The organism is Saccharopolyspora griseoalba (assembly GCF_042665275.1).
In the GTDB taxonomy this organism is placed as follows: domain Bacteria; phylum Actinomycetota; class Actinomycetes; order Mycobacteriales; family Pseudonocardiaceae; genus Saccharopolyspora; species Saccharopolyspora griseoalba.
Map to the genome: position 1 here is coordinate 106,264 of NZ_JBHTCJ010000004.1, position 26,729 is coordinate 132,992.

Here is a 26,729-nt window from a genome sequence, read left to right on the forward strand (position 1 = left end):
AACCGGGGTGTGATCGACATGGGGCGCAAGACACTGCTGGGCATCACGATCGCGTGGGCGGTCCTGATCGCGGCGCTGGCCGCGGGCTTCTACGCGATGGCCTCCAACAGCGGTACCGAGCTCGCCAAGTCCTCGGACGTGGCCGCCGCCTCCACCGGGCCGAAGTACGAGTGGACCGGCGAGCAGATGCTGATCAGCCCGACCACCCCCGGCCAGACCGCGGTGTGCCGGGTGGTTCCCGAGCAGGGCGCGCCCAGGGACATCACCAACTACAAGGCCGAGACGGCGACCGGGGTCAACGCGATCGAGCCGTGGTTCTCCGGCAAGGCCCAGATGACCTGCAACCAGGCCGTCAAGATCCGCACCGGGGGCGAGGTCACCAGCTACGAGCTGGCGACCAAGGACCGGCTGGTGCAGATCGCCGTGGTCGCCATCGCGGTGCTGCCCTTCCTGCTGGTGGCGATCTTCGGCTTCGGCGCGCGGCGGAAGAAGGAAGCCGGGACCGAGGCCTGAGCCTCAGCCGAAGGCGAGCGCGCCGCCGGTCAGCGCGCCCCAGGCCAGCATCGCGAAGCCGGTGTCGCGGACCGCGGGGATCAGGTGCTTGCCGGTCGCCCCGCCGGTCACCGCGCGCAGCGGCACCAGCAGCAGCGGGAGCGCCAGGAACCCGAGCAGCGCCCAGGAGTTGCGCAGCCCGATCATGATCGTGATCAGGAACGGCACCAGCGCCAGCGCGATGTAGAGCGTGCGGGTGTCCCGGTCGCCGAGCATCACCGCGAGCGTGTTCTTGCCGGTCACCCGGTCGGAGGGGATGTCCCGGAGGTTGTTGGCCACCAGCACGCCGGTGGACAGCGCGCCGACGCCGACCGCCGCGCCGATGCCGAAGCCGGAGATCGTGTCCGCCTGGGCGTACATGGTGCCCAGCACCGCGATCAGGCCGAAGAAGACGAACACCGCGACCTCGCCAAGGCCCGCGTAGCCGTAGGGCTTGCTGCCGCCGGTGTAGAACCACGCGCCCGCGATGCACAGCGCGCCGATGGCCAGCATCCACCAGTGCTCGCTGAGCACGACCACCCCGATGCCGGCCAGCGCGGCGGCGCCGAAGCACCCGAAGGCCGCGGCCCGGACCGCCCGCGGTTCGACCGATCCCGAGCCGACCAGCCGGAACGGGCCGACGCGGTCGTCATCGGTGCCGCGGATGCCGTCGGAGTAGTCGTTGGCGAAGTTGACGCCGATGATCAGCAGCAACGACACCAGGAGCGCCAGCAGGGCGATCACCGGGTCGAACGAGTCGATGCCCGCGGCCGCGCCGCTGCCGGCGAGCACGGGTGCGATCGCATTCGGGAAGGTGCGGATCCGAGCGCCCTCGATCCACTGCGCGACAGTCGCCATGGGGGACATCTTCGCGCACGCCGCGGCGCTCCGAGCGGGAGGTCCGGTGGTTGGGGTCCGGGGCCCGCTCAGGTCGAGCGGCCGCCGAACCGCTCCGCCAGGCCTCGGCGGTCGGGTTTGCCCGGTCCGCGCAGCGGGAGCTCGGCGAGGAACTCGACGCGCTTGGGCGTCGCGGCCGGGCCGAGGCGCTCGCGGACGGCGGCGCGCAGGTCCTCGGGGCGCGGGGGCTCGGCCGGGTCCGGGACGACGGCCGCGACCACGACCTGGCCCCACTCCGGGTCCTCGACGCCCAGCACGCAGCTCTCCCGCACGCCGGGCTGCTCGGTCAGCACCCGCTCGACCGGCAGCGGGGCGATGTTCACCCCACCGCTGATGATCACGTCGTCGGCCCGCCCGAGGACCTCCAGGCGATCATCGCGCATCCTGCCGAGATCGCCGGTGCGGAACCAGCGGCCGTCGAACTCCGCGGCGTCCGGCCGGTGCCGGTAGCCGCGGGCGCGCATCGGGCCGGCCAGCAGGATCGGGCCGGTGTCGTCCTCGGCGTCGATGCGCACCTCGGCGATGTCCAGCGGCACGCCGTCGTAGACGCAGCCGCCCGAGGTCTCGCTCATCCCGTAGGTGGTGGTCACCCGGACCCCTGCGGCCCGCGCGCGCTGCAGCAGCGCAGGCGGGGTGGCCGCGCCGCCGAGCAGCACCGCGTCGAAGCCGGCCAGCGCGGTCAGGGCGGGTCCGCCCGCCTCCAGCAGCCGGGACAGCTGGGTGGGCACCAGCGCCGTGTAGTGCCTGCCCGGGGCGGCCAGGGCCGCTCCGGCAGCCGCGGTGAACCCCTCCGGGCGGAACCCGCCGGTGATGTCCACCGCGTGCGGCTCGGTGCCCGCCAGCAGGGCGCGGACCAGCACCTGGACGCCCGCGACGTGGTGCGCGGGCATGGCCAGCAGCCAGGTGCCCGGTCCGCCGAGCCTGCGGTGGGTCGCGGCCGCCGAGGCGCGCAGCGCGCTCGCGGGCAGCAGCACGCCCTTGGCCGCGCCGGTGGAGCCCGAGGTGGCGATGACCAGCGCGGTCGGGTCGGCCGGGTCGTCCTCGGGCGGGGCCAGCGGCCCGGCCAGCCCCGCCGCGGCCGTCGGCTCGCCCGCGGGCACCGGGAGCAGCGCGGGGCCGTCGCCGTCGAGCGCGCGGCGCAGCTCGGGCAGGACGTCGAGCGCGCCCGTCCCCGGAGGCACTTCGAGGGGCTGCAGCTCGCGGGCGTTCGGCATGGCTCCCATTGTCGGCCACCGCCGGACGGCGGGGCGCAGCACGTCATCGATCACGCGTTCGAGCGATCAAGTGTTCGAACCGGTTGGTCGATGTTCTTGGTGCGAGGAGAGGAGAAGGTGATGCTGAGCGTGATCGTGCTGGTGGTCCCGATCTTCGTCGGGCAGCCGCCGCGGCCGTCGCGACCGGAAGCGGGCCGGCCCGGCGCCGGGGAAGGCGCCGGAACCGGCCCGGCGGACGAGCCGCGCAGTCCCGGGGTGTTCCTGTCCGGCGTGCTGCCCGATCTCGAGCCCGAGGACCTCGGTCCCGAGGAGTTCGACCCCGAGGGGTTCGACTCAGTAGTACCAGGGGAAGGCGGACCAGTCGGGTGCCCGCTTCTCCAGGAAGGAGTCCCGCCCCTCGACGGCCTCGTCGGTCATGTAGGCGAGACGCGTGGTCTCCCCGGCGAACAGCTGCTGGCCGACGAGCCCGTCGTCGATGGCGTTGAACGCGTACTTGAGCATGCGCTGCGCAGTCGGGGACTTGCCGTTGATCTCCCTGGCCCACTGCAGGGCGGTGGCTTCCAGCTCGGCGTGCGGGACGACCTCGTTGACCATGCCCATCTGGTGGGCCTGCTCGGCGGAGTAGGGGCGGCCGAGGAAGAAGATCTCCCTGGCGAACTTCTGGCCGACCTGCCTGGCGAGGTAGGCCGAACCGAAACCGCCGTCGAAGCTGCCGACATCGGCGTCGGTCTGCTTGAACCGGGCGTGCTCGGCGCTGGCCAGGGTGAGATCGCACACCACGTGCAGGCTGTGCCCGCCACCGGCGGCCCAGCCCGGGACTACGGCCACGACGACCTTCGGCATGAACCGGATGAGCCGCTGCACCTCCAGGACGTGCAACCGGCCGGCCCGCGCCGGGTCGACGGACTCGGCGGTCTCGCCGGAGGCGTACTGGTACCCGGAGCGGCCGCGGATGCGCTGGTCGCCACCGGAGCAGAAGGACCAGCCGCCGTCCTTCTCGGACGGGCCGTTGCCGGTGATCAGCACGCAGCCGACGTCGCTGGTCATCCGGGCGTGGTCGAGCGCTCGGAAGAGCTCGTCCACGGTGTGCGGCCGGAAGGCGTTGCGGACCTCCGGGCGGTCGAACGCGATGCGCACGGTGCCCTTCCCGGGGCCGTCCTCGACGCAGCGGTGATAGGTGATGTCGGTGAAGTCGAAGCCGGCTACCGGCTCCCACAACGACGGCTCGAACAGCTCAGAGACACGGGGATTCTGCACACCTGGGACAATAGGCGCAGCGAGCGTTCGGCGCGGGGGCCTCCCCCCGGGTCGTCCGGCGCTCGTCCGGATCGGGGAGAGGGAGTACGCGGCTCCTCCGCCCCGGTCCGACAGGCGATTTCAGAGGTGATCGGTTGAACCCGTCCACGGCCCAGGCTGAGGTCATCGTCGACGAGCTCGTCCGCAACGGCGTGCAACACGTGGTGCTGGCCCCGGGGTCGCGCAATGCGCCTCTCGCTTACGCACTGCATCGGGCCGCGCACCGAGAGCTCCTGCGGCTGCACGTGCGCATCGACGAACGCAGCGCCGGATTCCTGGCGCTGGGCATCGCGGCGCGCACCCGCAGGCCGGTTCCGGTGATGTGCACCTCCGGCACCGCGGTGGCCAACCTGCACCCGGCGGTCAGCGAGGCCTACCACTCCGGCGTTCCGCTGCTGGTGATCACCGCCGACCGCCCGCCGGAGCTGCGGGCCGCCGGGGCCAACCAGAGCATCGACCAGCACCGGATCTACGGATCCGAGGTTCGCTTCTTCGACGAGCTCGCCGTCGCCGAGGCGCGCCCGGGGCAGAACGCCTACTGGCGCACCCAGATCTGCCGTGCCTGCGCATCGACCGAGGCCGGTCCGGCCCACCTCAACGTGCCGTTCCGCGAACCCCTCGTGCCCGGGGAGACGGGCTCCGGGTGGTGCGAAGGCCTCAACGGGCGTGCCGACGGCGGCCCCTGGACCGATGTCGCCCGGCGCGGCCGGGCGCCGAGCGAGCTGACCCGCTTGGGCGCGTTACGCGGTCTGGTCCTGGTCGCCGAGGACGCCGACCTGCGAGCGGCGAGCGAGTGGGGAGCGCGGCACGGTTGGCCGGTGCTCTCCGAGACCGGTGGGGCCGGTGCCAGCGGCCCGGCGGCGATGGGCGCCGGGATGTGGCTGCTGAACCTGCCCGGGTTCCTCGACGAGCACCGCCCGGAGCAGGTGCTGTGCGTGGGGCGGCCGACGGTGTTCCGCCAGGTCCAGCGGCTGCTCGCGGACGCGGGGACGGAGGTGCTGCTCGCGCACGCCGGATCGGACTGGCCCGCGCCCGCGCACGACGTGCGCGAGGTCGCCGAGACCTTCGGCGGCGATCCCGGGCCCGCCGACCCGCAGTGGCTCACCACCTGGCAGCAGGCCGACCAGAAGGCGGTCGCCGCGCTGCACTCCGCGCTGGACCTGGAACGCTGGCCCAACGGGCCCGCGGTCGCGCGGGAAGTCGTCGACGCGGTGCCCGAGGGCGGCGTGCTGGTGCTCGGATCGTCCAACCCCAGCCGCGACGTGGCACTGGCCTGCCGGCAGCGGCCCGATCTGCGGGCGCACCGCAACCGCGGCGCGGCAGGCATCGACGGCACCGTGTCCACCGCGATCGGCGCGGCGATCGGGCACGGGGCGCCCGCCTACGCGCTGCTGGGCGACCTGACCTTCCTGCACGACGGCAACGGCCTGATCCTCGGGCCGCACGAGCAGCGGCCCGACCTGACCATCGTGGTGTTCAACGACGACGGCGGAGGCATCTTCAGCCTCCTCGAACAGGGCGGGCCGGAGCACGCGGACTCCTTCGAGCGGATCTTCGGAACCCCGCACGGCAGCGATCTCGGAAGCCTCTGCGCCGCGCACGGCGTCGCGCACCGGCTGGTGCGCGAGCACGCCGAGCTGCGCGAGGCCCTGGCTTGGGAACCGGGCCTGCGGGTGGTCGAGGTGCGCGCGGACCGCACCGGCCTCCGCGACGTGCACCAGCGCCTGCTCGCCGCGGTCCGCTCGGCCGTCCGGGGCTGACGTCGCGGTTCTCCCGCGCGCACCCCGACGGAGTGCAGTTCGCGGACACACCGCGACGCGCCCCGCGAACCGGATCAACCCGCTCTAGGCTCCTTTTCGGACATGACCGAGTTCGAGGAGGTGGCCGGGTGTTTCGACGACAGGGCTGGCGAACGGCGGTCGCGGCGTGCTGCGCGACGGCGATGTTCGCCGCTCCGGCGCTGGCCGCGAGCGGTCCGGGCGCCCCGGGCGCGGGGGACGACTACTTCCCCGGGTACGGCAACGGCGGCTACGACGTGTCGCACTACGACCTCGCGCTGCGGTACCAGCCCTCCGACGACCACCTGCAGGGCACCGCGACCATCGTCGCGACCGCCACGCAGGACCTCACCGCGTTCAACCTGGACTTCGCGCTCACCGCGAAATCGGTTCGGGTCAACGGGATTCCCGCGAGCTTCAGCCAGGACGGCCTGGAGCTGACCGTGACCCCGCCGACCACGCTGCGCGAGGGCGAGCCGGCCACCTTCGTGGTGGAGTACGCGGGCAAGCCGTCCACGGTGGACGTGGGCGGGATCAGCCCCTGGGTGCGCACGGCGGACGGGGCGCTGGCCATCGGCCAGCCGGAGATCTCCTCCTGGTGGTTCCCCGGCAACGACCACCCGAGGGACAAGGCCACCTACGACGTGCGGGTGACCGTGCCGGACGGCACCGAGGCGCTGTCCAACGGCCAGCGGACGGGCAGGTCCAGCCTCGCCGGGTGGACGACCTGGTACTGGCGCAACGCCGAACCCACCGCCACCTACCTGCAGTTCCTGGCCCTCGGCCAGTACGAGGTGCGCGCCGGGAAGGGCGCGTTCGGTCAGCCCTTCATCAGCGCCTACTCGGAGAACCTCGGCGAGCTCGCCGGTCCGGCCCGCGCGAGCGTCGAGCGCACCCCGGAGGTGCTGGACTTCCTGGCGGGCGAGTTCGGCGAGTACCCGTTCGAGGCGCAGGGCGGCGTGGTTCCCGCCGAGGGGCTGAACTTCGCGCTGGAGAACCAGACCCGGCCCACCTACAGCCACCTGTTCTTCCAGTACGGCTCGAACGTCTCCGTGGTGGTGCACGAGAACGCCCACCAGTGGTTCGGGGACTCGGTGTCCGTCGACCGGTGGCGCGACATCTGGCTCAACGAGGGCTTCGCCTCCTACGCCGAGTGGATGTGGTCGGAGTCCCGGGGCACCGGGACCACCCAGGAGATCTTCGACCACTACTACGGGGCCCACCCGCCGGACGACCCGTTCTGGCAGGTCCTGCCGGGTGACCCGGGACCGAGCAACGTCTTCCACCCGGCGGTCTACGACCGGGGTGCGATGGCGGTGCACGCGCTGCGCAACGCCGTCGGCGACGCCGCCTTCCGGGAGATCCTGCGCACCTGGGTCGGCGAGCACCGCGATGGCAACGGCACCGTCGAGCAGTTCACCGACCTGGCCGAGAAGATCTCGGGTCAGGACCTCGACGAGCTGTTCAACGCCTGGTTGTTCACGTCGGGGCGCCCGGACGTCGGGGCCAGGACCGGGGTCCCGGAGGGCGCGGGCGTCCGCTCCGGCGAGGTCCCCGCCGCGGTCGCCGAGATCGACCGCACGCACCGGCTGCTCGCCGAGCGGGAGGGCTGAGGGCGTTCCGCGATCGCCCGCCGAGCGGTGCGGGCAGCGGAATCAGACGCGCGGCGTCCGCGAGCGGCTCCTAGCGAACGCCCTCCAGGGCCTCGCGGATCGGCAGCAGCTTGGCCTCGACCTCGGCGACCTCCAGGTCGGGATCAGAGTCGGGCACGATGCCGCCGCCAGCGAACAGCCGAACCCTGCCTCCGCCGCGTCCGGAACCGGGCGCGGCGGAGTCGTCCTCCCAGCCGCCGTCGGCGTCCTCGACCTGCGCGCAGCGCAGCGCGATGCCGATCTCGCCGTTGCCGCCGGTGTCGATCCAACCCACCGGGCCGGCGTAGCGGCCGCGATCCATGCCCTCCAGCTGGGCGATCCGGCGCACCGCCGCGCGGGTCGGCGTGCCGCCGACGGCGGCGGTGGGGTGCACGGCGGCGAGCATGCTCAGCAGCCCGGCCGCGCCGCCCGCGGAGTCGGCCAGCTTGCCCTCCACGTCGGTGGCCAGGTGCAGCACGTTGCGCAGCCGCAGGACCCTCGGCTCCTCCGGCACGTCGAGCTCGCTGCAGAACCCGCGCAGCGTCTCGGCCAGCGAGCGGGCCGCGTAGGCGTGCTCCGAGCGGTTCTTCGCCGAGGCCAGCAGCTCGGCGGCGAGCTCGTCGTCGTCGCGGCCCTCGCGCGGCCAGACGGTGCCGGCCAGCACCCGCGAGCGCACCGCGCAGCCCTGGCGCTCCAGCAGCAGCTCCGGGGTCGCTCCGAGCAGGCCGTCGACGGCGAAGGTCCAGCAGCTCGGATAGCGGGCGGCCAGGTTGTGCAGCAGGAACCGCTCGTCGAGCGGCTCGGAGGTGTCGGCCACCAGGTCGTGCGCCAGCACGATCTTGGCCAGCTCCGGGTCCTCGGCCCGCATCACCCGCACGGCCTCGGTCACCGCGTGGCGGTAGCCGGAGGACGACAACCGGCCGTCGCTGTAGGAGACGGTGCCCGGCGGGTGCACCGGGGCGACCTCGATCTCGGCGTCCGGCTCGCCGATCGTGGTGATCCACCGGATGCCGTCCCGCTCGCCGATGATCACCTCGGGGACCACCAGCGCGGACTCGCCCGGGTCGGCGGCGAAGGCCAGCGAGGCGAACGCGACCGGTCCGCACCCGGGCAGCCCCACCTCGTCGTCGACGTCGAAGCGCCCGGAGAGCTCGTCCCACCAGGCCTCCGCGTCGGCGAAGCGGGCCGCGCCGCTGGTGCTCAGCCGCGCCGCGCAACCCCACCCGACCAGGCCTTCGCCCGCGCGCACCCAGCTCAGCGGCGCCCCGCCGGGCAGCAGCTCCAGCAGCGGGCGGTCGTGCCGGGGGTCGTCGCGTCCGATGCGTCGCGTCCGGGCCGTCAGCCGCCGGGATGTAGTGGCCACGAGGGGGAGGGTATGCGGTGGATTCGACCCGCGGAGCGGTCAGGAGAGCCTGAGTGACGCCCGCCATTCCGGACCGCCGCGGTCGGCGGGTCGAGCCTGCGGGCGGACGCGAGCTCGGTTTCCTTACAATCGGTAGCCGTGGCAGGCGAGGGGCTAACCCAGGATGCGGCCGACCCGGTGAGCAGTGCGAGCACTGACAGTGGCCGGTCGGTCCGGGAAGCGTCCCGCCGCCGGGTGCGCCGACGCGTCGCCCGAGGAGTGCTCGTGGTCGGTGCGTTGCTCACCGTGATGGGCGCTTCGATGATCGTGGCCTGCTTCATCAACGACCGCACCATCGCGGAGGCCCGCGGCCAGTCGGTCGCCGAGGTCGTGGACACCTCGCCGATCCGCACCGCCGTGCGGTTCAACACCGAGGACGGTCGGGTGTTCCTGCCGCCCAACGGCGTGCTCTACCCCTCGGACCTGCAGGTCGGTCAGCTGGTCCGCGTCGAGTACGACGCGCGCAACCCCGACCTGGTGCGGGTCGCCGGGCGCAGCTGGACGGTCTCGCTGCTGCCGGTGGCCAGCTCGCTCGCGGTCGTCTGGGCCGTGCTGCTGCCGGTGTATTACCTGCTCAGGCGTTCGATCCGGGAGTGAACGGCTTTCCGACGGGTCCCGTCGGTGTGACACTGGACGTCCGCCTAGAGGGGCCGGTGGAGGTCGTGGCGTCGGCTCCGCACCCTGCGAGGTCGCGTGATGAACATCCCGAGATCGCCGTCCGGCGCGCAGACGCAGCAGTGGGTGCTGGGCGCGCCGAACACGTCCGCCGCGGACCGCTCGGTGCCCGACGGCGTCGACGCCGCGGACCTGTCCGCGTACTCGATGATGCTCGGCGACGACGCGCTGGTGCTGGCCCACCGGCTGGGCCAGTGGGGAGCGCGCGCCGGGCTGGAGGAGGCCGCGGCGCTGGGCGGCATCGCGCTGGAGCTGCTCGGCCAAGCGCGCGTGCTGCTCGCCCGTTCAGGTGAACTCGAGGCTGCCGGGCGGGACGAGGACCGGCTGGCCTACTTCCGGGACGCCGAGGAGTTCCGCAACGTGCGGCTCGCCGAGATCGACTGCGGTCCCGGTGCGGGTGGGGACTTCGCGGCCACGGTGGCTCGGCTGCTGCTGCTGGCCACCTGGAGGCTGGCGGTCTACCAGGGGCTCGCGGGCACCAGGGACGGGGTGCTGGCCACGCTGGCCGCCCGCTCGCTGCCCGCGATGCTCGACCACCGCGACCACGCCGCGCAGTGGGCGATCAAGTTCGGCGATTCGGCGGCCTCGGCCGACCGGATGGCCGCGGCGCTGGGCAGGATCTGGCCGCTGACCGGCGAGCTGTTCGTCCCGCACCCGGTGGAGGCCCGGCTCGCCGACCAGGGCTGCGCGGTCGACCCCGCCCGGGTCCGCGGCGACGTGGGCCGGTCGCTCGACGAGGTCTTCTCGGTGGCCCGGCTGCCCGATCCGGGCGAGTTCGCCGAGTTCGAGCGGCCCGGGGGCAGGGACGGCGCGCACACCGCGGGCATGCCCTTCCTGCTGGCCGAGCTGCAGCACCTCGCGCGCGGAACGGGCGAGCGCCCGCGCGGTGCCGCGGTGCCCAGGCAGCAGGAAACCGGGCGAAGCGCCCGCTGATCGCCGATTTTTGGGCGAGAATGAGTAGTTCCCCGCACGACCTGAGCGGCTGCCGGGAGGACCCTGGAACGAGCTTCGGGGGGAGGCGAGGTCTTCGGGCCGGTCAGGGGTCGAGCGGAAGGGCGCAACTCGGAGATGGACGCACTGTGGTTGAACCTGATCATCGGCGTGCTCGCGGGTTGTGCCGGTGCCGGGCTGGTGCTGCTGGTCCGGGGCGGCGAAGCGGTGCCGGACCAGCCGGCGCCGGAGGTCCTGCCGGAGGTGCCCGCGGACGCGTGGGCGCCCGCGGTGCGGCGCTGCGAGCAGAGCGTGCACCGCGCCGGTCAGGCGGTCGAGGCGGTGTCCTCGCGCGAGACCCGCAACCGGCTGCGCGCCGTGGTGCGCCGGATGGACGCCGAGCTCCCGGACGTGCGGGTGCTCGCCGAGCTCGGCAAGGGCCTCGGGGACTCGCGGCGCGACGCGGAGGTCGCCGGCCGGGTTCGCGCCCAGCTCGCGGGTGCCGCGGCCCGCTTCGCCGAGACCACCGAGGAGGTCCTCGAACTCGTCGCGGACGCGGAGGACGCCGAGCGCCGGGTCGCGGCGCTGCGCGACCGCTTCCCGCTGGTCCGCCCGCTGTCGGCGGTCCTGGTCGAGCGGGTGCCGGGCTGAGGCCGGGTCAGTCGGTGGCCTTGCGCCACCAGTCGTGGACGTGACCGGCGACGTCGGGGGCCGCGACCAGCAGGCCGTCGGCGGGGAGGCGGTTCGGCTCGCCGCGGCGGTCCAGGACCGTCGCGCCGGACTCGGTGGCCAGCGCGAGCGCTCCGGCCACGTCCCACTCCTGGTAGTCGTCGAGCACCGCCGCGACCGCGTGCCCGAGCGCGACCTGGGTGATCGCCAGCGCGGGGGAGCCCAGTAAACGCACCCCGACCTGCGCTCCCGCCGCGTTGGTGATGAACCGGTCCATGCCCGGCCACGGCCCGTTGCGGGTCAGCTCGGTGCACACGATCCCGCCGCGCAGCTCGGTCCGCTCGGGCAAGCGCACCGGGGTCCCGTTGGCCCGCATCCCGCGGTCCCGGGCCGCCGCGTAGATCTGGGTGCGGTACGGGTCGGCGACCACGCCGACCACCGGTCCGTGCTCGTCGAGCATCGCCAGGCTGTAGGCGCACCAGGGCAGCCCGGCCACGTAGTTCGCGGTGCCGTCCACCGGGTCGACCGACCAGCGGAAGGGCGTCTTGCGCGGGCCCTGGACCAGCTCGTCGTCGAACTCCTCGCCGAACACCGGCACCCCGGCGAACTGCTCGGCCAGCACCCGGCGGGTGTGCCGCTCCAGGGTCCGCCCGGTGTCGGTCACCCAGTCGAAGGGCGACTCGGAGGGCTCGGGTCGGGCTCCCCGCCCGGCGGTCGCGATGATCACGTCGGCCGCGTCGTTGGCGAGCCGACCGGCGACGTCGAAGGCCCGCGACACCAGCGCGGGATCGATCCGGGCGGGCGGGGAAGGCAGGACCGTCATGCCGCCTCAGGCTCCGCGAGGAGGGTGACCGCCGTGCAACGCGCAGGTGTCCGGACGGGGATGGCCAGGCCACGTTTGCCGTTCGGCGGGCCTTGTTGGGGTGGTCTTCCGCTGTCGTTGGCGGCGGCGTCACATCGGCTTCGGCTGCTCGCCGGAACCGGTGGACACCGTTGAGGAGTGCGCATCGCAGTCGTGACCGAGAGCTTCCTGCCGCAGATCAACGGAGTGACCAACTCGGTGTTGCGGGTGCTGGAGCACTTGCGTCGCCGGGGCGACGAGGCGCTGGTGATCGCTCCGGGCCAGGGGCCGGACTCGTACGCCGGGTTCCCGGTGGTCCGGCTCCCGGCGATGGACCTGCCCGTGGTCTCCTCGCTGCCGATCGGCCTGCCCAGCCGCCGCGTGCTGCGCGAGCTGGGCGAGTTCGGCCCGGACGTGGTGCACCTGGCCTCGCCGTTCGTCGTCGGCGCCCGCGGCCTGGCCGCGGCGAAGCGGCTCGACGTGCCGACCGTGGCGGTGTACCAGACCGACGTGGCCGGCTTCGCCGAGTCTTACGGGCTCGGGCTGACCGCTCGCGCCGCGTGGCGCTGGATCCGCAGGCTGCACTGCGGTGCGGACCGCACGCTCGCCCCGTCCACCTGGGCCGTGCAGAGCCTGCGCGGCCAGGGCGTTCCCCGGGTGCACCGGTGGGGGCGCGGGGTGGACACCGAGCGGTTCACCCCCGCGCGGCGTGACGAGCGGCTGCGCCGCGAGCTGGCTCCGGGCGGTGAGCTGCTGGTCGGCTACGTGGGCAGGCTCGCTCCGGAGAAGCGCATCGAGCGGCTGGCCGCGCTGGACGGACTGCCCGGCGTGCGGCTGGTGGTCGTCGGCGACGGCCCCGAGCGGGACCGGCTGGAGGGCGAGCTGCCCGGCGCGGCCTTCCTCGGCCAGCGCACCGGCGAGGAGCTCGCCGATCTCTACGCGAGCCTGGACGTGTTCGTGCACACCGGTCCGCACGAGACCTTCTGCCAGGCGGTGCAGGAGGCGATGGCCTCCGGGGTCCCGGTCGTCGCGCCGGACGCGGGCGGCCCGCGCGATCTGGTCGACCACGGCCGGACCGGGTACCTGCTGCCCGCGCACGAGGACGCTGCGCACCACGCGGCGCTGCAGGCCTCTATCGCCAAGCTCCGGGACCCGCACCTGCGCGCCCGCTTCGGCTCCGCCGGTCGTTCCTCGGTCGCCGGCCGCACCTGGCCCGCGCTGTGCGAGCAGCTCGTCGGGCACTACGCCGACGTCACCGGGCACGCCGAGTCCGCCGCCGCCTGACCCGGGGCGCTGCTGGCCGGGGAGTTCACCGCCGCCCCGCCCGCGCGAGTCCCGGCCGAACCGTCGGCCGAGCGCCGGTCGGGCGGCCTGAGCACGTAGGCTTTCGCTGTGTCTCGGGCTGGCTTGGACAAGAACCCTCGCGAAGTCGCTGCGATGTTCGACGGGGTTGCGCGCAGGTACGACCTGACCAACACCGTGCTGTCCTTCGGGCAGGACCGGCGCTGGCGCAACGTCACCCGCCGGGTGCTCGCGCCCAAGCGCGACGAGAAGGTGCTCGACCTCGCGGCGGGCAGCGGCGTCTCCACCGTCGAGTTCGCGCGCTCCGGCGCCTACTGCGTGGCCGCGGACTTCTCGCTCGGGATGCTGTCGGTGGGCAAGGCGCGCGGCGTGCCGATGGTCGCCGCCGACGCGTTGCGCCTGCCGTTCGCCGACGGCGCCTTCGACGCGGTGACCATCTCCTTCGGCCTGCGCAACCTGGTGGACACCGGGGCGGGCCTGCGGGAGATGCTGCGGGTGGTCCGCCCCGGCGGGCGGCTGGTGGTCTGCGAGTTCTCCACCCCCACCTGGCAGCCCTTCCGGACCGTCTACATGAACTACCTGATGCGCGCGCTGCCGCCGATCGCCCGCGCCGTCTCCTCGAACCCGGACGCCTACGTCTACCTGGCCGAATCCATCCGCTCCTGGCCTGACCAGCGCAAGCTCGGCGAGCTGATCGCCGAGTCCGGCTGGACCGACGTCACCTGGCGCAACCTCACCAGCGGGGCCGTGGCGGTGCACAGCGCCCTCAAGCCCCGCTAGGACCGATCGGCCCGGAGGGGCGAGCGCACCGCTGCGCGTCAGGGCACCCGTCGGCGGGGTCGTCGCCTCCGGCCCCGGACACCTTCGGCGAGCCTCGCGCGCCCTGCCCGCTCGCCAACCGGCTGTGAGCTGGACCACTAGCGGAGGCGGGGATTCCGCCGTCCGGCGCAGCCGCGCCCGCAGGGCGGGTTTACCTGCGACGACAACTCACTCGGGTGGCGTAGTTCGAGGGCTCGATCGCACGGTTTGGGCGGCTTAGACTCGGGATTTAGTGAACTCGTTCACAAGCGGGTTTCCCGGCGCGGATCACACCGCCGCGTCGTGCACTGCACTAGCTCGAGGAGTGTCATGACCAGCGCCACCAGCCGCCGCCGCCCCGAGGACGACGCCGACGTGATCGTCGTCGGAGCCGGTCCGGCAGGTTCGACGGCCGCGACCTACCTGGCCAGGGGCGGCTTGGACGTCCTGCTGCTGGAGAAGAGCGTCTTCCCGCGGGAGAAGGTCTGCGGCGACGGGATCACGCCCCGGGGCGTCAAGCAGCTCATCGACCTGGGCATCGACACCCGCGAGGAGGCCGGTTGGCTGCACAACCGGGGTCTGCGGGTGGTCGGCGGCGGGGTGAACCTGGAGCTGAACTGGCCCGCGCTGGCCGACTTCCCGCCCTACGGCCTGGTCCGCCCGCGCAACGACTTCGACGACCTGCTCGCCCGGACCGCCCAGCTGGCGGCCGCGCGGCTGTTCCAGCAGACCACCGTCACCGGTGCGATCACCGACGAGCGCACCGGCCGGATCGTCGGGGTGGAGGCCAGGACCGGGCCGGAGCGGGAGCCGGTGAGCTACCGGGCGCCGCTGGTGGTGGCCTGCGACGGGGTCTCGGCGCGGCTGGCGCTGTCGGTGGGCATCGACAAGCGCGAGGACCGGCCGATGGGGGTGGCGGTCCGCCGCTACTACACCAGCCCGCGCACCAAGGACGACTTCCTCGAATCGCACCTGGAGCTGTGGGACCGCTCCGGGCCGGAGCCGCGGCTGCTGCCCGGCTACGGCTGGATCTTCGGCATGGGTGACGGGACTTCCAACGTGGGGCTGGGGATCCTGTCGACCTCCAGCGCCTACGGCAAGACCGACTACCGCAAGCTGCTGCGCTCGTGGTTGGACGGCACTCCGGAGGAGTGGGGGTTCCGGGAGGACAACGCCACCGGCAAGGTCGGCGGCGCGGCTCTGCCGATGGGCTTCAACCGCACCCCGCACTACCGCAACGGGCTGCTGCTGGTCGGCGACGCGGGCGGCATGGTCAACCCGTTCAACGGCGAGGGCATCGCCTACGCCATGCAGTCGGCCCGGCTGGCGGCCGAGTGCGTGGTGCACGCGATGGCCCGGCCGGCCGGTTTCTCCCGGGAGCAGGCCCTGCGCCGGTACCCGACGGCGGTGCAGCAGGAGCTCGGCGGGTACTTCCGGCTCGGCAATATCTTCAGCAAGTTGATTGGCAATCCCACCGTCATGCGGATGGCCGCGCGGCACGGTCTGCCGCGCCCGCTGCTGATGCGATTCGTGTTGAAGCTGCTGGCGAATCTCTACGACGAGAAGGGTGGGGACACGATGGACCGTGTGATCAACGCCACGACTCGGCTCACCCCTAGCGCGTGAGCGGCGAAGTCTGGTCAGATGTCCTACGGGAGTGAGAGAAGTCATAAAGTTAGGTTCACCTCATTACGGAGGTGAACCGGCTGACCGCATAGAGTGCCCGATGAGGCCGGAACTCCCGGCATGAGCGGACAAACCTCGCGCGGTTCAGGCGGAGGCCGACGACGAGCTGGAGGGCAGCGACGATGCTCGACCCGTACATCCCGTTGGTTCTGATGTTCGCGCTCGCGCTGGGGTTCGCGGTCTTCTCGGTCGCGATCGCGCCGCTGGTCGGTCCCCGGCGCTACAACAGGGCGAAGCTGGACGCCTACGAGTGCGGCATCGAGCCGTCGCCGCAACCGGTCGTCGGCGGCGGCCGGATGCCGGTCGCCTACTACATGACCGCGATGATGTTCATCCTCTTCGACATCGAGATGGTCTTCCTTTTCCCGTACGCGGTTTCCGCCGACATGCTCGGCCTGTACGGGGCCGCCGCGGTCGTGCTGTTCATCGTCACCTTCGGCCTCGCCGATCTCTACGTGTGGCGCCGAGGTGGCTTCGACTGGAACTAGACCGGAGCGATCCGCCCGGTCCGCCGGGCGCCCGACCAACTGCAGGGACAAGCCGCAAGGACGCGGGAAGGAGTGCCGGCGATGGGGCTCGAAGAGCAGTTGCCCAACGGCATCCTGTTGGCAAACGTGGAAAAGCTGGTCAACTGGACCCGGAAGACGTCGATGTGGCCGGCGACGTTCGGGCTGGCCTGCTGCGCCATCGAGATGATGACCGTCGGCGGTTCCCGGTACGACATCTCCCGGTTCGGCATGGAGCGCTTCTCGGCGACCCCGCGCCAGGCCGATCTGATGATCGTGGCGGGCCGGGTGACCAACAAGATGGCCCCGGTGCTGCGCCAGATCTACGACCAGATGCCCGAGCCGCGCTGGGTGCTGGCGATGGGCGTGTGCGCCTCGACGGGCGGGATGTTCAACAACTACGCGGTCGTGCAGGGCGTGGACCACGTGGTGCCGGTGGACATGTACCTGCCGGGCTGCCCGCCGCGTCCGGAGATGCTGCTGGACGCGATCCTCAAGCTGCACGCCAAGATCATGGACGAGCCGATCAACGCCAAGCGCGCGCAGGAGAAGCTGGAGAGCGGCGAGCGCACCGCGATGATCCCGTCCTCCGAGCGCTACGCCCCGAAGAACCGCGCCCAGCGCAAGCGCGCCGAGCGGCAGCAGGACGCGCAGCGCCGCGAGATGGGCGGTTCCGACGAGCTCGGCGGTCTGCAGACCACTCCGGAACGTCCCGAGCTCAAGGCGGGTAGGTGAGTTCGATGTCCGAGGACGAGATCACGACGCCGGCACCGGGCGAGCCCGGGTCCAGCGCGGAGCGCCCGCGCGGCGGGCTGGAACCCGCCGAGGCGGCGCAGCCGGTGGCCGGTCGCGAGCGCCGGGGAATGTTCGGCGTGCGCGGCTCCGGGGACACCTCCGGCTACGGCGGTCTCCGGCTCCCCGCCTACGTGCCGCCCGCCGCCGAGCGGCCCTACGGCGGCTGGTTCGACGAGGTCGCCGACGCGCTGCTCGCCGCGCTGCGCGACAAGGGCCTGCCCGCCGACACCGTGCAGCAGGTGACCGTGGACCGCGGGGAGATCACCTTCTACCTGCGCCGCGAGCACCTGGTCGAGGTCTGCCGGACCATGCGGGACGACCCGGCGCTGCGCTTCGAGCTGTGCAGCTCGGTGTCCGGTGTGGACTACGGGCCGGAGGTCCCGCAGCGGCTGCACTCGGTCTACCACCTGACCTCGATGACCTTCCGCCGCCGGACGCGGCTGGAGGTCGCCGTCGACGTGGCGGACCCGCACGTCCCCTCGGTCGTCGAGGTCTACCCGACGGCCGACTTCCAGGAGCGCGAGACCTGGGACATGTTCGGCATCGTCTACGACGGGCACCCCGCGCTGACCCGGATCCTGATGCCCGACGACTGGGACGGGCACCCGCAGCGCAAGGACTACCCGCTCGGCGGGATCCCGGTGGAGTACAAGGGCGGGGCCGAGATCCCGCCCCCGGACCAGCGGAGGGCGTACTCGTGACCGCGATCCCGAGGCAGACCCCGCAGCGCGACACCGCGGAGAGGTGTTGGGAATGACCACCGAACCACTGACCGGCAACGGGGCGGCGGGCGCCACCCGCGCGGAGTCGCGGGAGACGACCGAGGGCCGGATCTTCACCGTCACCGGGGGCGACTGGGACGAGTTCCTGGACGAAACCGGCGGCGAGGAGCGGGTCGTCATCAACCTCGGCCCGCAGCACCCGTCCACGCACGGCGTGCTGCGGCTGGTGCTCGAGCTCGAGGGGGAGACGGTCACCAAGGCCCGCTCGGTGATCGGCTACCTGCACACCGGCATCGAGAAGAACACCGAGTACCGGACCTGGACCCAGGGCGTCACCTTCCTGACCCGGATGGACTACCTGGCGCCGCTGTACAACGAGGCCGCCTACTGCATGGGCGTGGAGAAGCTGCTGGGCATCGAGGTCCCGAAGCGCGCGGAGACCTTCCGCGTGATGCTCATGGAGCTCAACCGGATCTCCTCGCACCTGGTCTTCCTGGCCACCGGCGCGATGGAGCTGGGCGCCACCACCGGCATGACCTACGGCTTCCGTGACCGCGAGGAGGTCCTGCACCTGCTGGAGTTCCTCACCGGCCTGCGGATGAACCACGCCTTCATCCGCCCCGGAGGGGTCGCGCAGGACCTCCCGGGGGGCTGGCAGGACAAGGTCAAGGCCTTCATCAAGGTGATGGACGAGCGGCTGCCCGGCTACGAGAAGCTGTTCACCGGCCAGCCGATCTGGAAGCAGCGCCTCAAGGACGTCGGCTACCTGCCGCTGGACGGCGCGCTCCAGCTGGGCGTGACCGGGCCGCTGCTGCGGGCCGCGGGGTTGGCCTGGGACCTGCGCAAGGTCGAGCCCTACTGCGGTTACGAGGAGTTCGACTTCGAGGTGCCCACCAGCACCGACGGGGACTGCTACGCGCGGTTCCTGCTGCGGCTGCGGGAGATCTACGAATCGCTGAAGATCATCCGGCAGTGCATCGACAAGATGGAGTCCGGCCCGCACATGGTCGACGACCCCAAGATCGCCTGGCCGGCGAAGCTGTCCATCGGCCCGGACGGCATGGGCAACTCGCTGGACCACGTCCGCAAGATCATGGGTCAGTCCATGGAGTCGCTGATCCACCACTTCAAGCTGGTGACCGAGGGCTTCGACGTGCCGCCGGGGCAGGCGTACTCGCCGGTCGAGTCGCCCCGCGGCGAGCTCGCCGCGCACGTGGTCTCCGACGGCGGGACCCGGCCGCTGCGCGCGCACGTGCGCGACCCCAGTTTCGTGAACCTGCAGGCGATGCCCGCGATGTGCGAAGGCGGCCTGGTCGCCGACGTGATCGCGGCGGTCGCCTCCATCGACCCGGTGATGGGCGGGGTGGACCGATGAACGAGCGGAACGAAGAAATCGACACCTCGGTGTTCGGCGAGCGCACCCGGACCGAGGCCGAGGCGATCATCGCGCGGTACCCGGAGTCCCGCTCGGCGCTGCTGCCCATGCTGCACCTGGTGCAGTCCGAGCAGGGCTACGTCAGCGGTTCGGGCATCCACTTCTGCGCCGAGCAGCTGGGGATCTCGGTCGCCGAGGTCAGCGCGGTGGCCACCTTCTACACCATGTACAAGCGCAGTCCCTGCGGGCAGCACCTGGTCAGCGTGTGCACCAACACGATGTGCGCGGCCATGGGCGGCGAGGCGGTCTACCGCGCGCTCAGCGAGCACCTGGGCGTCGGGCACGAGGGAACGGCCGGTGAGCCCGGTGCGGAGGGGTCGATCACCCTGGAGCACGCCGAGTGCCTGGCGGCCTGCGACTTCGCGCCGATGCTGCAGGTCAACTACGAGTACTACGACAACCAGAGCCCGGAGCAGGCGCTGGAACTGGTGAAGGCCCTGCAGCGCGGGGAGAAGCCGGCGCCCACCAGGGGGCCCGCGCTGTCCGACTTCCGCGGCGCCGAGCGCCAGCTCGCCGGGTTCTTCGACGACCTCGACGAAACCGTCACCGGTCCGTCGCAGGCGACCGAGACGCTGCGCGGCGCGCAGCTGGCCGAGGAGCGCGGCTGGACCGCCCCGAGCATGCCCGATGACGCGGAACTCCCGCCCGTGCCGGACAGGAAGTGAGGGTGGCCATGACCGAACCCGCCATCAGCCCGGTGACCCCGGTCCTGACCAAGCGGTGGTTGTCGCCGAACGCCTGGCAGCTGCGCACCTACGAGCAGCTGGAGGGCTACACCGCCGTCCGCAAGGCGCTGCGGGCCCACCCGGACCAGCTGATCGAGCTGGTCAAGGCATCCGGCCTGCGCGGGCGCGGAGGCGCGGGATTCCCGGCCGGGGTCAAGTGGGGCTTCATGCCCAAGGAGCCGACCAAGCCGCACTACCTGGTCATCAACGCCGACGAGGGCGAACCCGGGACGTGCAAGGACATCCCGCTGATGATGGCCGACCCGCACTCGCTGATCGAGGGCTGCATCATCGCCTCGTACGCGATGCGCGCCAACCACTGCATGATCTACGTGCGGGGCGAGGCGCTGCACCCGATGCGGCGGCTGCAGCACGCCGTCCGCGAGGCCTACCAGGCGGGCTACCTCGGCGAGGACATCCTGGGGTCCGGGTTCGACCTGGACATCGTGGTGCACGCCGGGGCGGGCGCCTACATCTGCGGCGAGGAGACCGCGCTGCTGGACTCGCTGGAGGGCAAGCGCGGCCAACCGCGGCTCAAGCCGCCGTTCCCCGCCGCTGCGGGCCTCTACGCCTGCCCGACCACGGTGAACAACGTGGAGACCATCGCCTCGGTGCCGTTCGTGGTCAACGGCGGTTCGGACTGGTTCCGCCAGATGGGCTCGGAGAAGTCGCCCGGCCCGAAGATCTACTCGATCTCCGGGCACGTGGAGCGCCCCGGCCAGTACGAGGCGCCGATGGGCACCACGCTGCGCCAGCTGCTGGAGCTGGCCGGGGGCATGAAGGACGGGGTGCCGCTGAAGTTCTGGACCCCCGGCGGCTCGTCCACCCCGCTGTTCACCGCCGAGCACCTCGACGTGCCGCTGGACTTCGAGGGCGCCGCCGAGGCCGGCTCGATGCTGGGCACCACCGCGGTCCAGGTGTTCAACGAGACCGTCTCGGTGCCGTGGGCGGTCATGAAGTGGACCCAGTTCTACGAGCACGAGTCCTGCGGCAAGTGCACGCCCTGCCGCGAGGGCACCTTCTGGCTGGCCCAGGTCCTCGAGCGGATGGTCGAGGGCCGCGGCACCGAGGAGGACATCGACACCCTGCTGGACGTCTGCGACAACATCTTCGGCCGCTCGTTCTGCGCCCTCGGCGACGGCGCGGTCAGCCCGATCACCAGCGGCATCCAGTACTTCCGCGAGGAGTTCCTCGCGCTGTGCGACAGCAACGACAAGTCCGCGCCGGAACTGGTTGGAGCGGCCCGATGACGGTGGCACCAGAAGCTGAAACCCGCCCGGTCCCGGAGGATCACGTCCGGCTGACCATCGACGGGATCGAGATCGACGCGCCCAAGGGCGAGCTGCTGATCCGCACCGCCGAGCGGATGGGCATCACCATCCCGCGGTTCTGCGATCACCCGCTGCTCGACCCCGCGGGGGCGTGCCGGCAGTGCCTGGTCGAGGTCGAGGTCAACGGCCGGGCGATGCCGAAGCCGCAGGCCTCCTGCACCATCACCGTCGCCGACGGGATGGTGGTCAAGACGCAGAAGACCTCGCAGGTCGCGGACAAGGCGCAGCAGGGCGTGATGGAGCTGCTGCTGATCAACCACCCGCTGGACTGCCCGGTCTGCGACAAGGGCGGCGAGTGCCCGCTGCAGAACCAGGCGCTCAAGCACGGTCGCGCGGACTCCCGCTTCCGGGACACCAAGCGGACCTTCGCCAAGCCGGTGCCGATCTCCGACCAGGTCCTGCTGGACCGCGAGCGCTGCGTGCTCTGCCAGCGCTGCACCCGGTTCTCCAAGGAGATCGCGGGCGACCCGTTCATCGAGCTGCTGGAGCGCGGCGCGGTGCAGCAGATCGGCATCGGCGAGCAGCAGCCCTTCCAGTCCTACTTCTCCGGCAACACCATCCAGATCTGCCCGGTCGGGGCGCTGACCAGCACCGCCTACCGGTTCCGCTCCCGGCCCTTCGACCTGGTCTCCACGCCGGGGCAGTGCGAGCACTGCGCCTCGGGCTGCGAGATCCGCACGGACTGGCGGCGCGGCAAGGTGATGCGCCGGTTGGCCGGCGACGACCCGGAGGTCAACGAGGAGTGGATCTGCGACAAGGGCCGCTTCGCCTTCCGCTACGCCACCGCCGGTGATCGGATCACCCGGCCGCTGGTGCGCGGGGAGGACGGCGAGCTCCGCGAGTCCTCCTGGACCGAGGCGCTGCAGACCGCGGCCAGCGGCCTGATCGCCGCCCGCGACTCCGGCGGGGTCGGCGTGCTGCCCGGCGGTCGCCTCACCGCCGAGGACGCCTACGCCTACGCCAAGTTCGCGCGGGTAGCGCTGCGCACCAACGACATCGACTTCCGCGCCCGGCCGCACTCCGACGAGGAGCTGCGCTTCCTGGAGTCCGCGGTGGCCGGGGTCGCCCCCGCCGACGGCGTCACCTACGCCGACCTGGAGGCCGCGCCGGCCGTGGTGTGCGTGGGCTTCGAGCCGGAGGAGGAGTCGCCGATCGTCTTCCTGCGGCTGCGCAAGGCCGCCCGCAAGGGCAGCACCGCGGTCTTCCACGTCTCGTCGCGGAACTCGCCCGGCGTGGACAAGACGACCGTGATCACCCACAGCGGGGGGCCGGTCCGCACCGGTTCGCTGGTGCCCTGCGTGCCGGGCGGGGAGGCGGCCGCGCTGCAGAGCCTGCCCGCCGAGGTGGACGAGGCGCTGCGCGGGCAGGGCGCGGTGCTGCTGGTCGGCGAGCGCGCCGCCGAGGTCCCCGGCCTGTTCTCCGAGGTGCTGCGCACCTCGCAGCGCACCGGTTCCCGGGTGGCTTGGATCCCGCGCCGGGCGGGTGAGCGCGGCGCCCTGGAGGCGGGCGCGCTGCCCACCCTGCTGCCCGGTGCCCGCCCGGTGGTCGACGAGGCCGCGCGCACCGACGTGGAGCGCATCTGGGGGCTGCTGCCCGGTTCGCTGCCCGCGACCAGCGGGCGCGACCTGAACGCGATCGTCGCGGCGGCCGCGGCCGGCGAGCTCTCCGGACTGGTCGTCGGCGGGGTCGACCCGGGCGACCTGCCCGATCCCGCGCTGGCCGAGAAGGCCTTGCGCGAGGCGGGTTTCGTGGTCAGCTTGGAGCTCCGGCCGAGCGCGGCGACCGAGCACGCCGACGTGGTGCTGCCGATCGCCCCGGCGGTGGAGAAGAACGGCAGCTACCTCAACTGGGAGGGCCGCCGCCGCGAGTTCAGCACCACCATCGACGGGACCGGCGCCCTGCCGGACTGCCGGGTGCTGGACACGCTGGCCGTCGAGATGGACGTCGACCTGTTCACCCAGACCCCGGCCGCCGCGGTCGCCGAGCTGCGCAAGCTCGGCACCCACGTCGGCGGGCGCACCGCCGGGCCCGACGAGCCGGTCCTGCACGCGCCGCGGCCCGGACCCGGCCGAGCCGTGCTGGCCACCTGGCGCCAGCTGCTGGACAACGGTTCGCTGCAGGCCGAGGAACCGAACCTGGCGGGCACCGCGCGCAGCCGCGTCGCGATGCTCTCGCGGGCCACCGCGCAGCGCGCCGAGATCTCCGAGGGCCAGCGCCTGGAGCTCCGCACCGAGCGGGGCGCGATCGTGCTGCCCGCCGAGATCGCCGAGATGCCCGACGACGTGGTGTGGGTCCCCGCGGACTCCGGGCCGTCGCGGGTGCGCTCGGCGCTCGGCGCCGGTCACGGCTCGCTGGTGGACATCGCCCCGGCCCCCGCGGCCGGACCCGAGTGCAACGGCCACGCCCCTGCCCACCGAGGGGGGAACGCATGACCAGAACCGCCGAGGTCCTCGCCGACGACCCGATCTGGCTGATCCTGATCAAGGTCGTGGCGATCTTCGCCTTCCTGGTGGTGATGACGCTGCTGACGATCTGGGCCGAGCGCCGCGTCATCGGCCGGATGCAGCACCGCCCGGGGCCGAACCGGGCGGGCCCGTTCGGCATGCTGCAGTCCCTGGCCGACGGCTTGAAGCTGGCGTTCAAGGAGGACATCCGCCCGGTCCTGGCCGACAAGTGGGTGTACTTCCTGGCCCCGGTCATCTCGGCCACGCCCGCGCTGGTGGCGTTCTCGGTGATCCCGATCGGCCCCGAGGTCACGATCTTCGGCGAGCGCACCGCGCTGCAGCTGGTGGATCTGCCGGTCGGCCTGCTGGTCGTGCTGGCCAGCGCCTCGATCGGGGTCTACGGCATCGTGCTGGCCGGCTGGGCCTCCGGTTCGCCGTACCCGCTGCTGGGCTCGCTGCGCTCGGCGGCGCAGGTGATCTCCTACGAGATCGCGATGGGCCTGTCGTTCATCGCGGTCATCCTGTACGCGGGCACGCTGTCCACCGCGGGCATCGTCGAGGCCCAGGAGAACGGCTGGTTCTTCCTGCTGCTGCCGTTCAGCTTCGCCGTCTACGTGGTGTCCATGGTCGGCGAGACCAACCGCGCCCCGTTCGACCTCCCCGAGGCCGAGTCCGAGCTGGTCGGCGGCTTCCACACGGAGTACTCGTCGCTGAAGTTCGCGCTGTTCTTCCTCGCCGAGTACATCAACATGGTCACCGTCTCGGCGCTGGCGACCACGCTTTTCCTGGGCGGGTGGCACGCGCCGTGGCCGCTGTCGCTGATCGGCGACGGGGTGCTCAACACCGGTTGGTGGCCGGTGCTGTGGTTCCTCGGCAAGACGGTCGCGTTCCTGTTCTTCTTCGTGTGGCTGCGCGGCACGCTGCCCCGGCTGCGCTACGACCAGTTCATGGACATCGGCTGGAAGATCCTGGTCCCGCTGAGCCTGGTCTGGATCACCGCGGTGATCATCATCCGCGCGGTGCGCAACGCCGAGCAGGTCACCGCGCAGCAGTTCCTCATCGGCGGGGCGATCGTGATCGCGATCCTGGTCGCGGCGGCCTTCCTGATCCCGGACCGCAAGCCGCCGGAGGACGCCGACGAGGTGCCGATGGCGGGCAGCGGCTTCCCGGTGCCGCCGATCGACCTCGAAGTCCCGAAGACGCCGCGGCAGTGCACCTCGGAGTCCGACACCCCGGTGCCGGCCGGCTCCGGCCGCGAGCTCGCGGAAGGCGAGGAGGCGCCCCATGGGCATGTTTGATCCGATCAAGGGCTTCGGCGTCACCTTCTCGACGATGTTCAAGAAGGTGGTCACCGAGGAGTACCCGGAGGTCAAGAAGGTCCCCGCGCCCCGGTTCCACGGGCGCCACCAGCTCAACCGGCACCCGGACGGGCTGGAGAAGTGCGTGGGCTGCGAGCTGTGCGCCTGGGCGTGCCCCGCCGACGCGATCTTCGTGGAGGGCGGGGACAACACCGAGGAGGCCCGCTACTCCCCGGGCGAGCGCTACGGCAAGGACTACCAGATCAACTACCTGCGCTGCATCGGCTGCGGGTTGTGCATCGAGGCGTGCCCGACGCGGGCGCTGACGATGACCAACGAGTACGAGACGGCCGACGACAACCGGCAGGACCTGATCTACACCAAGGAAGACATGCTCGCGCCGCTGCTGCCGGGAATGGAGCAGCCGCCGCATCCGATGCGGCTCGGCGAGGACGAGCAGGACTACTACGTCCGCGGGCCCGAGCTCGCCCGGCAGCGCGGGGTCCCGGCGGACGAGACGGTCGAGTCCGGTCCCGAGGAGGCCAGATGAGCACCGGTTTCGTACTGGCGCAGCAGGGTGACGTGGTGGGCACCGGGGAGGCGGTGCTGTTCTGGATCCTCGGCCCGCTGTCCCTGGTGGGCGCGCTGGGCATGGTCTTCGCCCGCAACGCGGTGCACTCCGCGCTGTGGCTGGTGCTGACGATGCTGTGCCTGGGCGTGCTCTACATGGGGCAGAGCGCGCAGTTCCTGGGCTTCACCCAGATCATCGTCTACACCGGCGCGATCATGATGCTGTTCCTGTTCGTGCTGATGATGGTCGGCCGCGATTCGTCGGACTCGGTGGTGGAAGTCCTGCGCGGGCAACGCCTCTGGGCCGGGCTGGGCGGCATCGGGCTGGCGGTGCTGCTGGCCGCCGGGCTGGCCCGGTCGCTGACCGAGGTCACCGCTGCCGCTCCGCTGGACCCCTGGTCGCCGGCCGGCGGTGGTGCGGGCGGCCTCGGCCGGCTGATCTTCACCGAGTACCTGTTCCCGTTCGAGCTGACCTCGGCGCTGCTGATCACCGCGTCGGTCGGCGCGATGGTGCTGGCCTACGGCGGCAAGGGCCGCGGCCCGCGGTTGAGCCAGAAGGAGCGGGCCAAGGCGCGCTTCCGCAGCGACCGCTCCTCGCCGCTGCCCGGCCCGGGCGTGTACGCCACCGCCAACTCGGTGGCCGTTCCGGCTCTGCTGCCGGACGGCTCGGTGGCCCCGGAGTCGCTGTCCGAGCTGCTGCAGAACCTCCCCGCCGAGGAGCTCGCCGAGGAGCGCAGGGCGATCGCCGAGGAGGAGGCCCTCCCCGGCGGGCAGCCGGACGCGCACGCGCTGACCGATCACTCCGATCAGCCGCTGCCCGAGCAGCCGGGCGGGAAGTCCGGCGAGCAGCCCGAGGTGGCCGGCGGGCCGGACATCCCGATGCCCACCAACGGCAACGGCCGCGGAACCGCTGACGGGGCCGAGCCAGTCGAGGAGGTCCACCGGTGACCCCGACCTACTACCTGCTGCTGTCGGCGCTGCTGTTCTCCATCGGCGCGGTCGGCGTCCTGGTGCGGCGCAACGCCATCGTGGTGTTCATGTGCGTGGAGCTGATGCTCAACGCGGTCAACCTGACGCTGGTGACCTTCGCGCGCATCGAGGGATCGGTGCACGGGCAGGTCATGGCCTTCTTCGTGATGGTCGTCGCGGCGGCCGAAGTGGTGGTCGGACTGGCCATCATCATGTCGATCTTCCGGACGCGTCGCTCGGCCTCGGTCGATGACGCCAACCTGCTCAAGTACTGAGAGGGCGCG

25 protein-coding genes are annotated in these 26,729 nt (G+C 72.3%); 20 read left to right on the forward strand and 5 right to left on the reverse strand.

The features are described from left to right. Positions 1 to 18 precede the first annotated feature (18 nt). Positions 19 to 513 (forward strand): hypothetical protein, encoded by a 495-nt coding sequence (locus ACFQRI_RS09315; protein WP_380666663.1) that lies wholly within the window; start codon positions 19 to 21, stop codon positions 511 to 513. 3 nt (positions 514 to 516) lie between these two features. Here the strand turns inward: ACFQRI_RS09315 and ACFQRI_RS09320 are convergent, their stop codons facing one another. From ACFQRI_RS09320 to ACFQRI_RS09330, 3 genes are all read right to left on the reverse strand, one after another. After that, complete coding sequence (locus ACFQRI_RS09320) at positions 517 to 1,389, reverse strand: 1,4-dihydroxy-2-naphthoate polyprenyltransferase (RefSeq protein ID WP_380666665.1); 873 nt, start codon at positions 1,387 to 1,389, stop codon at positions 517 to 519. 68 nt (positions 1,390 to 1,457) lie between these two features. Further along, positions 1,458 to 2,642, reverse strand: a complete 1,185-nt coding sequence (gene menE, locus ACFQRI_RS09325) for an o-succinylbenzoate--CoA ligase (RefSeq protein ID WP_380666667.1) — start codon at positions 2,640 to 2,642, stop codon at positions 1,458 to 1,460. Positions 2,643 to 2,975: 333 nt separating this feature from the next. After that, entirely contained in the window at positions 2,976 to 3,899 is a 924-nt protein-coding gene (locus ACFQRI_RS09330) for a 1,4-dihydroxy-2-naphthoyl-CoA synthase (protein WP_380666669.1), read from the reverse strand. Positions 3,900 to 4,033: 134 nt separating this feature from the next. Between ACFQRI_RS09330 and menD the strand changes: the two genes are divergently transcribed. Then, positions 4,034 to 5,698, forward strand: a complete 1,665-nt coding sequence (menD, locus tag ACFQRI_RS09335; protein ID WP_380666671.1) for a 2-succinyl-5-enolpyruvyl-6-hydroxy-3-cyclohexene-1-carboxylic-acid synthase — start codon at positions 4,034 to 4,036, stop codon at positions 5,696 to 5,698. A gap of 182 nt (positions 5,699 to 5,880) precedes the next feature. After that, complete coding sequence (locus ACFQRI_RS09340; protein ID WP_380667314.1) at positions 5,881 to 7,329, forward strand: M1 family metallopeptidase; 1,449 nt, start codon at positions 5,881 to 5,883, stop codon at positions 7,327 to 7,329. Positions 7,330 to 7,399: 70 nt separating this feature from the next. Here ACFQRI_RS09340 and ACFQRI_RS09345 read toward each other — a convergent pair whose 3' ends face one another. After that, a complete protein-coding gene (locus ACFQRI_RS09345; protein WP_380666673.1) occupies positions 7,400 to 8,710 on the reverse strand; it encodes an isochorismate synthase in 1,311 nt (436 codons plus the stop codon). Positions 8,711 to 8,974: 264 nt separating this feature from the next. On the opposite strand from ACFQRI_RS09345, the gene ACFQRI_RS09350 reads away from it, so the two are divergent. The 3 genes from ACFQRI_RS09350 to ACFQRI_RS09360 all read left to right on the forward strand — a co-directional run bounded on the left by ACFQRI_RS09350 (position 8,975) and on the right by ACFQRI_RS09360 (position 11,005). Beyond that, positions 8,975 to 9,346, forward strand: a complete 372-nt coding sequence (locus ACFQRI_RS09350) for a DUF3592 domain-containing protein (protein WP_465269716.1) — start codon at positions 8,975 to 8,977, stop codon at positions 9,344 to 9,346. A gap of 99 nt (positions 9,347 to 9,445) precedes the next feature. After that, positions 9,446 to 10,357: a 1,2-phenylacetyl-CoA epoxidase subunit PaaC gene (gene paaC / locus ACFQRI_RS09355; protein ID WP_380666677.1), complete on the forward strand. Its 912-nt coding sequence runs from the start codon at positions 9,446 to 9,448 to the stop codon at positions 10,355 to 10,357. Between the two features lie 135 nt (positions 10,358 to 10,492). Beyond that, a complete protein-coding gene (locus ACFQRI_RS09360) occupies positions 10,493 to 11,005 on the forward strand; it encodes a hypothetical protein (protein WP_380666679.1) in 513 nt (170 codons plus the stop codon). Between the two features lie 7 nt (positions 11,006 to 11,012). On the opposite strand, the gene ACFQRI_RS09365 is transcribed toward ACFQRI_RS09360, so the two are convergent. Beyond that, positions 11,013 to 11,846 (reverse strand): inositol monophosphatase family protein, encoded by an 834-nt coding sequence (locus tag ACFQRI_RS09365; protein ID WP_380666681.1) that lies wholly within the window; start codon positions 11,844 to 11,846, stop codon positions 11,013 to 11,015. A gap of 177 nt (positions 11,847 to 12,023) precedes the next feature. On the opposite strand from ACFQRI_RS09365, the gene ACFQRI_RS09370 reads away from it, so the two are divergent. From ACFQRI_RS09370 to nuoK, 14 genes are all read left to right on the forward strand, one after another. After that, positions 12,024 to 13,148: a glycosyltransferase family 4 protein gene (locus tag ACFQRI_RS09370; protein WP_380666683.1), complete on the forward strand. Its 1,125-nt coding sequence runs from the start codon at positions 12,024 to 12,026 to the stop codon at positions 13,146 to 13,148. A 108-nt stretch (positions 13,149 to 13,256) separates the two neighbouring features. After that, on the forward strand, positions 13,257 to 13,946 hold the full coding sequence (locus ACFQRI_RS09375; protein ID WP_380666685.1) for a demethylmenaquinone methyltransferase: 690 nt from the start codon (positions 13,257 to 13,259) through the stop codon (positions 13,944 to 13,946). 348 nt (positions 13,947 to 14,294) lie between these two features. Continuing rightward, positions 14,295 to 15,590 carry a geranylgeranyl reductase family protein gene (locus tag ACFQRI_RS09380; protein WP_380666687.1) on the forward strand — a complete coding sequence of 432 codons (1,296 nt, stop codon included), beginning with the start codon at positions 14,295 to 14,297 and terminating at the stop codon, positions 15,588 to 15,590. Positions 15,591 to 15,772: 182 nt separating this feature from the next. Next, complete coding sequence (locus ACFQRI_RS09385) at positions 15,773 to 16,138, forward strand: NADH-quinone oxidoreductase subunit A (RefSeq protein ID WP_380666689.1); 366 nt, start codon at positions 15,773 to 15,775, stop codon at positions 16,136 to 16,138. A gap of 81 nt (positions 16,139 to 16,219) precedes the next feature. Then, complete coding sequence (locus ACFQRI_RS09390; protein ID WP_380666691.1) at positions 16,220 to 16,891, forward strand: NuoB/complex I 20 kDa subunit family protein; 672 nt, start codon at positions 16,220 to 16,222, stop codon at positions 16,889 to 16,891. A 5-nt stretch (positions 16,892 to 16,896) separates the two neighbouring features. After that, positions 16,897 to 17,652 (forward strand): NADH-quinone oxidoreductase subunit C, encoded by a 756-nt coding sequence (locus tag ACFQRI_RS09395; RefSeq protein ID WP_380666693.1) that lies wholly within the window; start codon positions 16,897 to 16,899, stop codon positions 17,650 to 17,652. 52 nt (positions 17,653 to 17,704) lie between these two features. Beyond that, positions 17,705 to 19,048, forward strand: a complete 1,344-nt coding sequence (locus ACFQRI_RS09400; protein ID WP_380666695.1) for an NADH-quinone oxidoreductase subunit D — start codon at positions 17,705 to 17,707, stop codon at positions 19,046 to 19,048. Further along, the gene (gene nuoE / locus ACFQRI_RS09405; protein ID WP_380666697.1) at positions 19,045 to 19,773 is read left to right on the forward strand and encodes an NADH-quinone oxidoreductase subunit NuoE; all 729 of its coding nucleotides are present in this window, start codon (positions 19,045 to 19,047) and stop codon (positions 19,771 to 19,773) included. The genes ACFQRI_RS09400 and nuoE overlap by 4 nt, the downstream gene beginning before the upstream one ends. Before the next feature lie 8 nt (positions 19,774 to 19,781). After that, a complete protein-coding gene (gene nuoF / locus ACFQRI_RS09410; protein ID WP_380666699.1) occupies positions 19,782 to 21,083 on the forward strand; it encodes an NADH-quinone oxidoreductase subunit NuoF in 1,302 nt (433 codons plus the stop codon). Then, entirely contained in the window at positions 21,080 to 23,596 is a 2,517-nt protein-coding gene (locus ACFQRI_RS09415) for an NADH-quinone oxidoreductase subunit G (protein WP_380666701.1), read from the forward strand. Before nuoF ends, ACFQRI_RS09415 begins: the two co-directional genes overlap by 4 nt. Beyond that, positions 23,593 to 24,906, forward strand: coding sequence for an NADH-quinone oxidoreductase subunit NuoH (gene nuoH, locus ACFQRI_RS09420; protein WP_380666703.1), 1,314 nt, complete (start codon positions 23,593 to 23,595; stop codon positions 24,904 to 24,906). The genes ACFQRI_RS09415 and nuoH overlap by 4 nt, the downstream gene beginning before the upstream one ends. Next, on the forward strand, positions 24,893 to 25,456 hold the full coding sequence (gene nuoI / locus ACFQRI_RS09425) for an NADH-quinone oxidoreductase subunit NuoI (RefSeq protein ID WP_380666705.1): 564 nt from the start codon (positions 24,893 to 24,895) through the stop codon (positions 25,454 to 25,456). Before nuoH ends, nuoI begins: the two co-directional genes overlap by 14 nt. Beyond that, positions 25,453 to 26,424, forward strand: a complete 972-nt coding sequence (locus tag ACFQRI_RS09430; RefSeq protein WP_380666707.1) for an NADH-quinone oxidoreductase subunit J — start codon at positions 25,453 to 25,455, stop codon at positions 26,422 to 26,424. Before nuoI ends, ACFQRI_RS09430 begins: the two co-directional genes overlap by 4 nt. After that, positions 26,421 to 26,720 (forward strand): NADH-quinone oxidoreductase subunit NuoK, encoded by a 300-nt coding sequence (gene nuoK / locus ACFQRI_RS09435; protein ID WP_200068963.1) that lies wholly within the window; start codon positions 26,421 to 26,423, stop codon positions 26,718 to 26,720. The genes ACFQRI_RS09430 and nuoK overlap by 4 nt, the downstream gene beginning before the upstream one ends. Positions 26,721 to 26,729 lie beyond the last annotated feature (9 nt).